Source organism: Candidatus Thiodiazotropha endolucinida, from assembly GCF_001715975.1.
Lineage (GTDB): Bacteria > Pseudomonadota > Gammaproteobacteria > Chromatiales > Chromatiaceae > Thiodiazotropha > Thiodiazotropha endolucinida.
On the sequence record NZ_MARB01000007.1, the window covers coordinates 1 to 14,101 of the forward strand.

Sequence of the window (14,101 nt, forward strand, 5' to 3'; positions counted from 1 at the left end):
GCGCCCCGAAGGAAGTGCCCTTGGGGTGCGCCTTGATTGGCGCTTTTTCAGGCACAACAGGGCGTATTGGATTAGTGTTAACAGGCCCTAGTCTGAGATTCTATTGCTACACTGCCTCTTTGAGTGATCTTGAGGCAGCGGATATAAAAAGCCTGTTGCTACATCTCGTTAATTTCAACATTACAGGAAAGTTTTTTTATCCATGAAACATCCCATTTCTTTGTATTTGGCGCTTTTTGTATTTTCAATCGCAACTTACGCAGGTCCGGTTTTGTCGGATAAAGCAAGCGATCAACCTGGTTCACAACAGATCGTAATGATAGGCGCATCCTATTTGCAAGGCTGGCCATTAAATGAAGTGGCATGTCTACCGGTTGTCAATAAAGGCATATCCGGTGAGACCTCAACTCAGGTTCGCGGACGCTTTGAATCCGATGCCATCTCCAACAATCCTGCAGCGGTTATTATCTGGGGCCATATCAACGATTTCTCGAATGCGCCAATGGAACTGGAAGCACAGACACGCCAAACAGCAATTGAGAATCTGAAATACATGATAGACCGCACTAAAGAAGCGGGAATCATACCGATCATCGCAACTGAGGTAACTTTCGGTATGCCGTCAGACATAAAAACTTCCGTCATGCAGTTTATCGGAAAAATATTGGGAAAACGTAGTTTCCAGGATTACATCAGTTCGAACGTTTTAGCGGTCAATGACTGGATCAGAAACTATGCGAATGAGCAAGGAGTCAGTGTCTTGGAGATAGAACGGTTGATGACCGATTCACAGGGAAACCGTAAGGAAGGCTATTACACCGAGGATTTGTCACACATCACTAAATTGGCATATCAGGACTTGCAAGCCTTTGCTCAACCGTTTTTACAGCAGGCGCTAATCGAAAAGCATGGCTTGTGCAATTAGACGGAATACTCTGATTCAGAACTCGATATCCCCTCCAACCCTGATGTTGCCGGGCAAACGCTTGATTCGCGTACCCGCCAGGTAGAGATCGCCGCCCACCTGAAGATCCTTGGGCAATTTTTTGATATCAACGGCCCGAAGGTCAAGCCATTCGCCCACGCTAAGCCCTTTGGGAAGGCACTTTATGGAAGTCCCGACCAGGTTCAACCAGCCGCCGATCTTCAGGCCATTCGGCAACTCCTTGACGGGTGTCGCGGACAGGTCCAATCCTCCACCCAGTTTGAGGTTTGCGGGAAGTCCGGTCAGCTCAGAATTGCCCAGATAGAGATCCCCTCCCACGCTGAGATTTTTAGGTAAGCTTTCTATCAGAGTACCGGAAAGCTCCAGATCTCCCGGCACCACCAGACCCTTGGGCAACTTCATGATTCTGCTTGCCCGCAGATCGAGTCCGGCGCCGAGTCTGATGCCTTTGGGAAGCGCATGAATCCTTGTGCTGAATAGACTGAGGTCACCATCGACACGAAGCCTGGGAGGCAACTCCTCGATCATCGTATCCGACATATCAAGGTTTCCGGCGACATGCAGACGCTTGGGCAAGCGAACGTTATGACTCCCTGAAAGGTCCAGATTACCATTAACAAACAGGGTCTTAGGTAACTTGATATCCTGGGCTTCATGAAGATCGAGATCACCCTCGAACTGCTTGCCTATCTGTGTATCACTCACTGGTTTTTTATACCTGCCATAATTCGACTGGATTGTTAAATTTTTACCCATTGCACCGGCAACCGGAATATCAATTCTGATAGAATCTAAATTCCAAGTTGAAATATATTACAGATTGTTGGCCACAAGCTTAAAAACGAGATCATCTCTGCCATGCAGTGACATTGTAACTGGACCCACCTAATTCTGGAATCACAGATGGAGTACAAGGGGAAAGGAGATTGAAAATCACGATTTTTCTGATCATCGTCGCTGTCATTCTCATTGCCGCATGGTATTTCGAGAACCACCGCCGTGATGCACTTGCGAAAGCGGCCCAACGCATCGGTCTCACGCTTGATCCCGGCCAACAGAGACTGCCCCAATTCGTTGATGATGCTGATTTCTATCTTTTCAACCAGGGTCAGCCACTGATTCAGAACATGATGCGAGGCGGACGTATCGGAGACCGTATTTTGGTTTTCAATTACACCTTCGAAGCCACTCAGGGATTTGAGGGCAGACGTGAAATCCCCAGTTTGACCGACGAGGGGGTAATCCTGACACATATGCAAACAGTGGTTGCCTTCCACGAAATCACCCCCCTGCCACACTTCGATCTGAGTCCGAATGACAAGTCTAAACGCACTCTGAATACAGACTTCAGAACAGTGGCTTTTGATGAGACCCCGAACTTTACTCAAAACTACCGTCTGGCCGCCCGTGAAGAGGCTAAAGTGAGATCGTTATTCAATAATGACCTGCTGACCCATTTCGCCAACAATCCCGGCTGGGTGGTTGAGAGCCGGGGCGATCGAGTGATCTTTTACCAGAAAGACAGGCGAGTTGACCCTGAACTGATAACAGAATTCATCGATCAGGCCCACTCCCTGCTCGACCTTTTACGTAGTAAATAAAGCCGGCAAGCAGATCCACCCTGTAAACTTCCGGATAACAGTAACCCGACAACTCAATAGATTGCCGATTGAATCACTCTGCAGGGTGAGGCGTTGCCATACAGAAGGATGTCTATTGCATAAACTTTTATAAAATTGCCCATAATTCAGGTAGTGCACAGTTCGTGAAGCACTGCAGTACAGCAATTTAACGGCTATCTCCCGAACCATCATCATAAGGACTGACAGCTGTAAACTACGATGATCAGACGCTTCGCCATTCACAACCATGTAAAAAACATGGTCAATATCAACCCGGGTGAATATGGTGCGGTAATCTGGTCCTTTGTCTATTTTTTCTCGTTGCTCAGCAGTTACTACATAATGCGCCCGATCCGCGACGAGATGGGAGTGATAGCGGGGGTAGATAAATTGCAATGGCTGTTCACAGCCACCTTTATCGTCATGCTGCTGGCAGTGCCACTGTTTGGTTATGTGACATCACATCTGCAACGCAAACTATTTCTACCCTACATCTACTATTTTTTTATCGTCAATATTCTACTCTTCTATCTGCTTTTCGAATCCGGTTTTTCACAGATACTTACTGCCCGGATCTTTTTCGTCTGGTTGAGTGTCTTTAATCTGTTTGTTGTCTCGGTCTTCTGGAGCTTTATGACCGATCTGTTCAAAAATGAACAGGCAAGGCGGTTGTTTGCCGTAATCGCCACAGGAGGAACTATCGGCGCGATTACGGGACCACTCTTGACAACCTTGCTGGTTCAATCTATCGGCAATGCATCAATGCTATTGATATCGGCCGGACTGCTTGGTCTATCTATCATCAGCATTTATCGGCTGATCGCCTGGCAACGTACTCAGCATGAAATCTATGAACCTCATCGACACGATGACAAGCCGCTGGGAGGAGCAATACTGGACGGCATTCGCCTTGCTCTCTCCTCCCCCTACTTGTTGGGAATCTGCCTGTTGATGCTTTTGTTTACGCTGCTCTCCACATTTCTCTATTTTCAACAGGCACAGATCGTCAAAGATGCATTTTCCGACTCGGAAACACGTACATCTGTTTTTGCTGCGATCGATCTCAGCGTGAATCTGCTTACTCTATTGTTACAGACCTTTGTGACTTCACGCCTGGTGAAGGGGGTTGGCCTGGGTATTACATTGGCTTTGATCCCTCTGCTACTTGCTTTCGGCTTTCTATTGTTGGGATTCTATCCGACACTACCGGTTTTGATCGCTGTTCAAGTAATGAGGCGGGCGGGAAATTACGCCATTATGCGACCGGCACGCGAGATGCTGTATGTAGTCCTTAGTCGGGAAGAGAAATATAAGGCAAAGAATTTTATCGATACCGTAGTCTATCGCGGTGGGGATGCCGTCAGCTCCTGGCTCTATGCAGGTCTTAAATCGGTCGGCTTCACGCTCTCCAGCATCGCCTGGATCGCTGTACCGATATCCCTGTTTTGGGCATGGATTGCATACAGATTGGGTCGGCGGCAAACTATTATGGCGAATGGACAACACGCAACTTCTGCAGGAGGAGGCTATGAATGGATCAGATAATCCGATTGGACGTAGGGCACTGCTCAAAATGATTGCCGCTATGGCTGGCAGTTGTTGGCTTACTCCCAGCTTGATTCAGGCTGTAGAACGAACAGCAATCAAAAAAACGATACCTGTCAGCAATGAGACATTACCCGTAATTGGAATGGGCACCTCACGCACCTTTGATTCTGCCGGAAACAGTGAAAGGATAGCCAATCTCGGCAAGGTATTGGAGCAGTTTTTTAGTATGGGAGGATCACTGATCGATTCATCCCCCATGTACGGCTCCGCTGAACATGTACTCGGCACCCTGTTAAAACGTACCCAACCGGGATCACTGTTTGCAGCCACCAAGGTCTGGACAGACGGAAAAGAGCATGGTGTCACTCAGATGGAACTCTCAAGGAAGCTGTGGGGCGTCGAACGTTTCGATCTCATGCAGATACACAATCTGAGAGACTGGCAAGTACATCTTGAGACACTGAAGAGGATGAAAGCGGAGGGTAAAATCCGATATATCGGCATTACGACATCTCATGGCCGTGATCATGATGAGTTGTACCGGGTTCTCTCGAACAATCCTTTCGACTTTGTTCAACTGAGTTACAATATCAGAGACCGGGCGGTAGAAAGCAGACTGTTACCCTTGGCGATGGACAGGGGGATCGCTGTGATCGCAAATCGTCCCTTTGCGCGGGGCAGCCTGTTCAGACAGGTGAAAGAGAAACCTTTGCCGGAATGGGTGGATGAATTCGACTGCAACAGTTGGGCGCAGTTCTTCCTTAAATATATCGTCTCCCATCCAGCCATCACCTGTGCCATACCTGCAACCTCAAAGGTACACCATGTACTTGATAATATGAGCGCAGGTTTTGGAAAAATGCCTGATAGCGCGATGCGCGGAGAGATGGAAAGAACCTTTGAGAAAATACCTCAAGCCTGACCTTTCAGGATATTGTTAATTACGATCCTGAAAACAAACTATTCAGATGCCGGGTTAGGGCCTGTTAACACTAATCCATATTGATTTGAATCCTTTGAAAGGGATTCAAATCAATCCGCCAGTGTCACCCGATTTCTGCCCAGTGATTTAGAGCGGTAGAGCGCCTGATCACAGCGGTTGAGAAAATCTTCGCAGGATTCCCCCATACGGAATGCAGCCACACCGATCGATCCCGAAATGCCGCCGACGACACTCCCGGTATTCGGTCGTTTGAGTACGATCTTCTCGATAACGGTACGGAAATGCTCGGCCAGGTTCCGCGCATTGCTGGAACCGATATCCGGCAGCAGGATGGCGAACTCATCACCGCCAAAACGCGCACAGGCGTCTTTTCCCTTGGTGTGACGATTTAACAACTCCGCCACTGCGCGCAGCACCTTATCTCCCAGCAGATGACCATGATTGTCGTTGACCTCCTTGAAATGATCAATGTCTATGAGCACCAAGCAGAAATTAGCAGCATGCTGCTCCTCTACCTCACTGATCATCGAGGCGAGTGTCTGATCGAATCCTCGTCGATTCATCACCCCCGTCAGCGGGTCCAGCATCGCTTCCTGCCTGGCATAACTCAGCTCCTCCTTGAGTTTCTCAACCTCGTCGGTTGAATTGAGCAGTTGTGTCTCAAACTGATTCGTCTCGGTAACCAATGAGCGGGTCTCCGATATGATCGAAGAGACCGCCTGCATGACACTTTCAATCCTGTTACTTTCCGCCAAGGTATCGATATGCGTTTTAATCTTTTCATTGGTTATCGATGTCTTGCCGGTCAGATCGATCATGGTCCCCAAGGTATGGGCGACGATATCCATCAGTTCGTCTCTCAGATTCCTCAGCACCGCTTCATCACAATTGCAGACATAGTGTCTGAACAGCTTCTCTACAGTTTCTTCCTGCCAACCCTTATCACTCTTCAGCAGCTCGTCCAAGCGTGCATTTAGAGCGGGATCCTCACCGAGGACATAGTGGTATGCAATACTGAAATTGACAGGATTGATAATGAGTTCATGTTTCGCCAGAAAGGCGACTGTCAAACGGAAGATCTCACCGGCTTTTTCTCGAGATTTTGGGTATGCGCCCATTGTTCTTCTCTCAGGCTTTTTTTTCATATCGACTTCAATCAATTCTCTTTTTTTAGTTACCTTTAAGAGGTTCTCAGCCAAAATACCTTAATTTTATCAGGTTTAATTTTCACATCAGGTAAGGCCTGGACAATTAACTGGGGTTTGGAAATCATGTGGTCATTTAGTTGTTTTGATTTCACCCATAATTATATACACAGCGTTTCGTTAATTCTCGCAAATATTAGCTAGGGCCTGTTAACACTAATCCAATACGCCCTGCTGGGGCTGTTTTTGTGCCCAGCAAGGCAGAATGAGCGAGGTGTAGTCATTCTACATGAGCGAATGATAACGCAGCTGGGGGCGAAAACAGCCCCAGCCCTTGGGGTGCGCCCCGAAGGAAGTGCCCTTGGGGTGCGCCTTGATTGGCGCTTTTTCAGGCACAACAGGGCGCATTGGATTAGTGTTAACAGGCCCTAGCGAACCTATCAGTTTCGGGTATGCAATGAGTGCCTACTTGCATCCCGATATTGTAATGGGTTGTGAACGGCCGGATAAATAATTAACTGCATTAATAATGATTGATAGCAATGCTTTTTCTAATCAATGATTATTACAATGAGCACAAAGGTGGCTACTCAACTGCCCAATGAATGACCAACCACAAAAAAAAGGGCTCGAACCGAACATCCGTAATGCCGTGCGCGCTGTGATCGTACGTGATCATGCGGTATTGATGCAGAAGAAATGGGCGCAACAGCGCGGTACCTGGTACACCCTTCCCGGTGGAGGTCAGGATGTGCACGAGACCCTGGTCCAGGCACTGGTGCGTGAATGCGAGGAGGAGATCGGCGCCACCGTGGAGATCGAGAGCCTGCTCGCCATTGCCGATTTCTACAAACAGCGCGATACTGCCTACCCTTCGGTGCGGCATCTGGTTGAGTTTCTGTTCGGCTGCTCCCTGCCGGCAAGCTATCAACCCGCATCGGGTCACCATCCCGACAAACATCAGATCGATGTGGTGTGGGTGCCCTTTGCCGATATCCTCAACCATGAGATCTTCCCCAAAGGATTGGCACCCCATCTACCCGGTCTAGCGCAAGCGACGACACCGACATATCTGGGAGTCATCGACTGACATGCCCCTCGCCAAAAGCATCCAGGAAAACCTTCATTTTCTGCTAACCGAGACCACCACCCACCTCTCCCTGCTGGAGGATTATCTGACCCTGCCTACGGTAACCATCCCCAGCCGGCTGCTGGACCGTCAGGGGTATGTGGAAAATCTGAAGCTGAGCATCCATAACCACTGTTTGCGGGAGATGTCTTCATCCCGCGGACAAGATGCTGATTACCAGTTATTGAGATCGGTGGAGGTGATCGCCAGCCAGCTGGAGCGGGTTGTGGAGCTTTGCCGGGATGCGGTGATGCAGAGCGCCCATGTTCAACATCGGGGTATGCTGAGGGTGAAGGATTTCCTTAAAATGATCGACCGGGTCAGCAATGGGCTGGAGTTGATCGAACCCGCTTTGTCGGCAAAGGATACCCGCCAGGCCCTGAAGATCGGCAAGGTGGAACGACACCTGGTCGATGCCTACCAAAAACAGCTCAAACGATACTCGAGGCTGCTGAAAAAGGAGAAACATCCAGCGGACCGGATTTCGCTCGTCATGTTGGCGCATATTATCGAGCAGATGGGCAATGCCATGTTGCGGGTCAGCGAGGCGATCATCTCTGCGTCGATGGGGCAGCATTTCAGTACCGACCGTTACCATGCATTCAATGCCTCGGTGACAGAGCTCAAGACGGTGAACGACATCGATAAACTGGCGTTCAAACCGATCGCAGAGACCAAATCGGGCAGCGCCATCAACGCGCTCAGCAGCGATGAAGAGGGCAGCGGCTACCACGCCATCTTCAAGGATGGCCGCAAGCGTAAGCTGAAGGAGGAGAAGCAGCGGGTCAATGATTGGCACGACATCTTTCCCGGACTGGCGCCGAAGATCCTCGCCTATCAGAAACAGGGCGATTCCGCGGCCCTGTTGATTGAGCACCTGGCGGGGCAGACCTTCGAACAGATCCTGCTTGACGGTTCGGATGCGCTGCTTCAGCAGGCCCTGAACCATCTGACCAAGACCCTGACACAGGTATGGCTTGAGACCAAGACCAAGAAGCCTGTCTCCGCCGGGTATATGAAACAGCTGGCGAAGCGCATGGGGGATGTGTATGCCATCCATCCCGAATTCAGACAGCCGGCGGTTAATATCGGAGGCGCAGCGTTTCCCGCATTCGATGAACTCCTGAAGCGGATGCAACGCTTCGAGTCTGACGTCAAGGCGCCGTTTTCCGTCTACATCCACGGTGATTTCAACGTCGATAACATCATCTTCGACCCGCGGGAGAAACGTATCAATTTCATCGATCTGCACCGATCCAGCTATATGGACTATCTACAGGATGTCAGCGTCTTCATGGTCTCCAACTATCGACTGCGGGTGTTCGATCCCCGGGTCAGGCGGCGGATCATGGATCTCTGCCACGCCTTCTATCGCTTCGCCAGGGCCTTTGCCCGCAAACAGGGGGATGAGAGCTTCGAGCTGCGACTGGCGATGGGCCTGATCCGCTCCTTTGCCACATCAACCCGTTTTATTCTTGATAAATCCCTGTCGGAGCGCATGTTCTCGCGCGCCACCTACCTGATGGAGAGACTGCTCGAGAGCGAATCCAAATCCAAGCGCCCGTTTGTGGTGCCCGTAAAGGAGATATTCATTGGCTAAACCGAAGATCGGGGTGGTCGGCATCCCTGGAAAATGGTCCACGGAGGCCCTGGCGGACGCGGTGGAGGCGGCCACAGGCTTTCGCCTGGTGATCGACATGGCCGAGGTTTGTGCCGAACTCGACAGCGGCAGACTCGTCTATCGGGAGCATGATCTGACCCGTCTCGATGGGATCGTGGTGAAAAAGATCAGCGAAGAGTACAGTCCCCATGTCCTGGACAGACTGGAGATGTTGCGCCAGTTGCAGCGTGCCGGGGTGCGGGTGTTCAGCAAGGTAGAGCGTATCATTCGCCTGATCGACCGTCTCAGCTGCACCCTGTCACTCTACAATGCAGATATTCCTATGCCCCCAACCCGCATCACCGAGAGCGCTGCCATCGCTGCCGATACGGTCACTGCATTTGGATCGGCTGTCTTCAAACCGCTCTATTCCACCAAGGCCAGAGGGATGACGTTGATCGATGCCGATCAGGATCCGCAACAGCTGTGGCAACAGATCGAGGCCTTTCGGGTGGACAATCCGGTGATGTACATCCAGAAAAAGCTCGCGCTACCGGGCAGGGATCTGGGAATGGTGTTTCTCGATGGGGAATATCTCGGTAGCTACGCCCGGGTGGGGAAATCGGGGACCTGGAACACCACCATCAGGAGCGGCGGTCACTACGAGGGTTATCAGGCCGACGAGGCGTTGGTGACGCTTGCCCGCAAGGCGCAGGCAATCTTCGGTCTTGACTTTACCACTGTCGATGTGGCGGAGACCGAACAGGGGCCGGTGGTCTTCGAGGTCTCCGCATTCGGTGGTTTTCGTGGAGCGAAAGAGGGTATGGGCATCGATGTGCCATCCCGCTATGTGGCCTATATACTGGAGGAACTCGACGTATGAACACGCCTGCTGAATGGATTGGTGTCAGCAGTGCCGGGGATGCGGCCAAGCTGCTTATGCAAAAGGTGCAACTGTGCGGGGAGCCGTTGCAGCTGAACATAGGTGATTGTGTCCTGGTGATTCGTTCCAACAGTCAGTCGCTGCTGGATCGGTTGGCAAGTTATTTTCATCATCTGCCCAAGACCAGGGGTCTGGCGACCATCGAAGTCACTGCGATCGAGAGCGATAAGCTCGAGACCGGTCTGCCGTTTATCGACTGGCGCCGCGAAGCGGGCAAAAGTGGACGCAAGGATGCCTATGTGGAACTGACAGATGGCCGCCTGGTGCTCAAGGTGCGCACCGGCATGCTGTTTCTGCAGAGCGAGCAGTGGCGCATCGCGGTCGGGCCTTGTGAGGAATATGACAACCAGCTGATCAATTTCATCAATTCGCAGGTAATGAACTGGCTGCAGCAGCGGGAGTGGTTGATCTGTCACGCCGCCGGCTTGATCCTGAATAATCATGCGATCGCCATGGCCGGATTTTCCGGGGGTGGCAAGTCGACCCTGATGCTGCATCTGATGGAACACCCGAAGAGTCGCTATCTGACCAATGACCGGCTCTTCCTGCGACGTCGGGACGTCGGGGTGGAGGCGGTGGGCATCCCCAAGCTTCCCCGTATCAATCCAGGCACCGTGGTGAACAGTCCACGGCTTTCACCGCTGATCGATGAACAGAGAAGGGAACAGCTGCTGAGGTTGCCGCACCAGGAGCTATGGGAGCTTGAAGAGAAGTTCGATGTGGATGTAGAACGGCTGTATGGCCGCGATCGTATCGATACCTCGACACCTGTATCCTTTGCGGCGATGGTGATCCTGAACTGGAGCAGGGGTGAGCGTGCACCGGTTAAGATGACAAAGGTCGACATTGCGCAACGCAGTGAATTGCTGAATGCGGTGATGAAATCTCCAGGGCCATTCTTTCAGGATAGCCTAGGTGAGTTTATAAGGGATGATGAACCGCTTCAGCCCGCACCTTATCTGGACCTGCTGAAGCGTGTCCCAATCTATGAGGTGACAGGTAAAATAGATTTTACCGGGTTGAAAGAGTTGTGTTTGAAACTATGGATGAGTGTTGACAGGCCCTAGCAAACAGACACCCAGCAACTAAGAACTGTATGAGGCAGACAGACAATGACTAGAGAATTGATGTTGCTCAGACACGGGAAGTCCGATTGGAGTCAACAGTTAGAGGATTTCAAGCGCCCGCTAAAGGATCGCGGCAAACGTGGCGCCCAACGCATGGGGGTGTGGTTGCTGCAGCAGCAGTTACAGCCCGATTATGTCATCAGTTCACCCGCAGAGCGTGCCATCGTGACTGCTCAGAAGACGGTGAAGGCCATGGGTGGCGATGCCGATGCCATCGTACAGGATCGGCGCATCTATGCCGCCAATGTGGGTGAGTTGTTGCGGGTACTCTCGGATGTGCCACCTGACGGCAAGCGGGTCATGTTGGTGGGACACAACCCGGGATTGGAGATGCTGACAGAGTATCTGCACGGTGAGCGCATCCCTCTGCCCAGTGACGGCAAACTGATTCCCACCGCAACTTTGGCGCATATTGAAATGCCGGATGACTGGATTGATCTGAAGGCAGGGGACGGTGAGCTGCTGTCCATCGCTCGCCCGAGCAGTATGGACAAGAAATTCCCGTATCCCGATGAACATGGCACTGAGATGCGGGATCGGCCGGCCTACTACTACAAACAATCCTCGGTGATTCCTTATCGGATAGAGGAGGGCGAGGTTGAAATCCTGGTGGTCATGTCGAGTAAGCGGAAGCATTGGGTATTGCCGAAAGGGATCAGCGAACCCGCATTGAGTCTGCAGGATTCGGCAGCAAAAGAGGCCTTGGAGGAGGCAGGTGTCGAGGGCGAGGTTGCTGAAGCGCCCATAGGCGCCTATTCCTATGAAAAATGGGGCGCTGAATGCACGGTGAGTGTCTACCCGATGAAGGTTACCCGTGAATTGCCGGAAAAAGAGTGGGAGGAGCGCCATCGCGGACGCGAGTGGCTGGCGCCTAAACAGGCGATGAAACGGGTCAAGCAGGTTGAATTGAAACCGATGATACAAGCCCTGGCCAAACAATTGAAAGGGTAGGTCGTCAAACGCATGGTCTTGCTCAACGAACACCCTCTGTCTTGTATGGCGCTGAGTCGTGGCTAGATTGATAGCCGCCATATTGCGTCATGGCGAGTATCATCAACTGCCTGATACCCCGAGTGCACTGCAACCCTATCCCTTGACGGGGGTTGGGGCAGAGCAGGCAGAGCGCTCGGTAACCCTGATTCAGGGTGTCCTCGAAATGTTCAAATGGCGGCTGCATCCGGTAATCGACAGTTCGCGCTTGTTGCGTGGTTGGCAGACCGCTGAAATGATTCGCAAGGGATTGCAGATTGCAAGTCAGGATAGATTGCAAATCGAATCATACGATGCACTGGCCGAGCGTTCCCTGGGTTCAGCGGCCAACCTGTCGTTGCAACAGATAGAGTCGGTATTGCGGGACGATCCCCGATTTTCTCCGCCGCCGGCCGGTTGGAAGTCCGACAGCCACTATCGACTACCGCTTCAGGGAGCGGAATCGCTCATGGATGCCGGCCAACGGGTGGCGGAGCACATGCAGCAGCGGCTTGTCGAACTGCAATCGCAGGTAAAGTCGGATACCGTGAAGTTGTTTGTCGGTCATGGTGCTGCCTTTCGTCATGCCGCCCACCATCTCGGTGTATTGCCATTTGATCAGATTGCGGCACTGAGTATGTATCATTGCCGGCCGGTTTTTCTCGAATGTGTGCCGGATGGACCATGGCAGCATCTGACTGGAGAGTGGAAGATCCGCTCGAAAGGTGAATCATTTGACGACTAAGAACAAAAACAGTATCGAACGTCACACCCGGTATCTGCCGGAATACAAGGGCCGGAAATGGCTTGATGTGGAATTACCCACAAACAGTCAGCCGTGGCTCTTGGGCAGACAGCGTTCGGTTGTCAAAGAGAGGGGGCAGCGCAGTTCAACGGCGGGTCTGTTGAGAGAAGTGGTGAAACGAGGTAAATGGCAGTGGCCAAAACGCAAGCTCTACTTCTTTTCCGACCTGCATGCCGACGCGGATGCCTTGATCGCCTCTCTGGTGGCATCGGGTGGGGTGAAAAAGACAGGGAGTAAACAGCATGCGTTGAAGCTGACCTCACATGGCAAAGATGCCATTTTCGTCATCGGCGGGGACTGTTTCGACAAGGGGCCAAGCAACCTAAAACTGTTACGGTCGATACAGCAGCTGAAACAGCTGGGAGCCAAGGTAGTGCTGCTGGCGGGTAATCACGATCTGCGCATCAAGTTGGGTATTGCATCGGTGGGCATGGATCCCGATCCTCGCCACGACCACTTCTTTATACGTATGGGCAGTAAGGTCATACCCATGTTGCGTGAAATCGTCGATGAGTATCTTCAGGAGAAGGATGCATTGAAGGGTGTGCCGCCCACCCGCACCTGCCGACGCATACTCTACCCGCCGAAGCGCTGGTTTAAGGAGTTTCCGAAAATGGCGAGTTGGGTGATGCCTGATAAACGTATGGCCAGGGAGCTGAAACGTCTCAAGGAGAAGATAGACGACTTTGAATCGGACTGCGAGGCGGTAGGTCTCTCATTGCGCCATGTATATGCCGCTGTGATGAAATGGCAACAGCTGTTTATCAAGCCGAAGGGAGAATTCAGTTGGTTCTTCAAGCAAATGCAACTGGTCTACCGACAAGGCTCTTTTCTTTTTGTCCACGCAGGTATAGATGACAGGATGGCGAAACTGATCGAGCGTAAAGGCATCAAGTACATCAACATGGAGTTCAGGGACAGTGTCGAAGATGAGATTTTTGAATTTTACTATGGACCAATGGCCAATCTGATTCGTACAAAATACCGGGACGTGGATATGCCGCTGACACGCAAAGGGAGCGACTTGATGCACGATGCGGGCATCCACACCATAGTCCATGGCCATGCCAACCGTCATTACGGACAAAGGATCATGCTGCGCAAGGGGATGATCCACTTTGAATGCGACGCCACTATCGATCGCTATACTCGCATTAAGGAAGGGCTCAAAGGAAAGGGTGCCGCAGTGACCATCTTTCACCCAAAACAGCTTGTGATGGGTATCAGTACTGACTATCCGCATATCAAGGTGTTCGATTATAAATCATTTACATAGGTAATCTCTGAGCCGCCTATGCTTAATCGATGTAGAGTTGGGAAATAA

Annotated in this window: 14 protein-coding genes; 12 read left to right on the forward strand and 2 right to left on the reverse strand. The window is 51.5% G+C overall.

The window, feature by feature from the left end:
* Both CODIS_RS21345 and CODIS_RS07225 read left to right on the forward strand, forming a co-directional pair.
* Positions 1-206 (forward strand): hypothetical protein (locus tag CODIS_RS21345; RefSeq protein ID WP_235615152.1); only part of this gene is annotated, 206 nt, incomplete at its 5' end.
* The gene (locus tag CODIS_RS07225) at positions 203-925 is read left to right on the forward strand and encodes a GDSL-type esterase/lipase family protein (RefSeq protein WP_069122996.1); all 723 of its coding nucleotides are present in this window, start codon (positions 203-205) and stop codon (positions 923-925) included. The genes CODIS_RS21345 and CODIS_RS07225, both read left to right, overlap by 4 nt.
* Positions 926-940: 15 nt before the next feature.
* Here CODIS_RS07225 and CODIS_RS07230 read toward each other — a convergent pair whose 3' ends face one another.
* Positions 941-1,651 (reverse strand): hypothetical protein, encoded by a 711-nt coding sequence (locus CODIS_RS07230; RefSeq protein ID WP_154723045.1) that lies wholly within the window; start codon positions 1,649-1,651, stop codon positions 941-943.
* A gap of 221 nt (positions 1,652-1,872) precedes the next feature.
* Between CODIS_RS07230 and CODIS_RS07235 the strand changes: the two genes are divergently transcribed.
* From CODIS_RS07235 to CODIS_RS07245, 3 genes are all read left to right on the forward strand, one after another.
* The gene (locus tag CODIS_RS07235) at positions 1,873-2,547 is read left to right on the forward strand and encodes a hypothetical protein (protein ID WP_069123006.1); all 675 of its coding nucleotides are present in this window, start codon (positions 1,873-1,875) and stop codon (positions 2,545-2,547) included.
* A 240-nt stretch (positions 2,548-2,787) separates the two neighbouring features.
* Positions 2,788-4,113: an NTP/NDP exchange transporter gene (locus tag CODIS_RS07240; RefSeq protein WP_069123010.1), complete on the forward strand. Its 1,326-nt coding sequence runs from the start codon at positions 2,788-2,790 to the stop codon at positions 4,111-4,113.
* Positions 4,097-5,038, forward strand: coding sequence for an aldo/keto reductase (locus CODIS_RS07245; protein WP_069123014.1), 942 nt, complete (start codon positions 4,097-4,099; stop codon positions 5,036-5,038). Before CODIS_RS07240 ends, CODIS_RS07245 begins: the two co-directional genes overlap by 17 nt.
* 110 nt (positions 5,039-5,148) lie before the next feature.
* Here the strand turns inward: CODIS_RS07245 and CODIS_RS07250 are convergent, their stop codons facing one another.
* Positions 5,149-6,204: a GGDEF domain-containing protein gene (locus CODIS_RS07250; protein ID WP_069123016.1), complete on the reverse strand. Its 1,056-nt coding sequence runs from the start codon at positions 6,202-6,204 to the stop codon at positions 5,149-5,151.
* A gap of 601 nt (positions 6,205-6,805) precedes the next feature.
* Between CODIS_RS07250 and CODIS_RS07255 the strand changes: the two genes are divergently transcribed.
* Genes CODIS_RS07255 through CODIS_RS07285 form a run of 7 tightly spaced genes read left to right on the forward strand, consistent with a single transcriptional unit; the run spans position 6,806 to position 14,053 of the window.
* Positions 6,806-7,294 (forward strand): NUDIX domain-containing protein, encoded by a 489-nt coding sequence (locus CODIS_RS07255; RefSeq protein WP_069123019.1) that lies wholly within the window; start codon positions 6,806-6,808, stop codon positions 7,292-7,294.
* A gap of 1 nt (position 7,295) precedes the next feature.
* Positions 7,296-8,933, forward strand: a complete 1,638-nt coding sequence (locus CODIS_RS07260) for an aminoglycoside phosphotransferase family protein (protein WP_069123022.1) — start codon at positions 7,296-7,298, stop codon at positions 8,931-8,933.
* Positions 8,926-9,816 carry a GAK system ATP-grasp enzyme gene (locus CODIS_RS07265; RefSeq protein ID WP_069123026.1) on the forward strand — a complete coding sequence of 297 codons (891 nt, stop codon included), beginning with the start codon at positions 8,926-8,928 and terminating at the stop codon, positions 9,814-9,816. The genes CODIS_RS07260 and CODIS_RS07265 overlap by 8 nt, the downstream gene beginning before the upstream one ends.
* The gene (locus CODIS_RS07270) at positions 9,813-10,943 is read left to right on the forward strand and encodes an HprK-related kinase B (RefSeq protein WP_069123029.1); all 1,131 of its coding nucleotides are present in this window, start codon (positions 9,813-9,815) and stop codon (positions 10,941-10,943) included. Before CODIS_RS07265 ends, CODIS_RS07270 begins: the two co-directional genes overlap by 4 nt.
* A 45-nt stretch (positions 10,944-10,988) precedes the next feature.
* The gene (locus CODIS_RS21155) at positions 10,989-11,954 is read left to right on the forward strand and encodes a histidine phosphatase family protein (RefSeq protein ID WP_083220604.1); all 966 of its coding nucleotides are present in this window, start codon (positions 10,989-10,991) and stop codon (positions 11,952-11,954) included.
* Positions 11,955-12,012: 58 nt separating this feature from the next.
* Complete coding sequence (locus CODIS_RS07280; RefSeq protein ID WP_069123036.1) at positions 12,013-12,717, forward strand: histidine phosphatase family protein; 705 nt, start codon at positions 12,013-12,015, stop codon at positions 12,715-12,717.
* Positions 12,707-14,053: a metallophosphoesterase gene (locus CODIS_RS07285; RefSeq protein ID WP_162420161.1), complete on the forward strand. Its 1,347-nt coding sequence runs from the start codon at positions 12,707-12,709 to the stop codon at positions 14,051-14,053. The genes CODIS_RS07280 and CODIS_RS07285 overlap by 11 nt, the downstream gene beginning before the upstream one ends.
* The last annotated feature ends 48 nt before the right edge of the window (positions 14,054-14,101 follow it).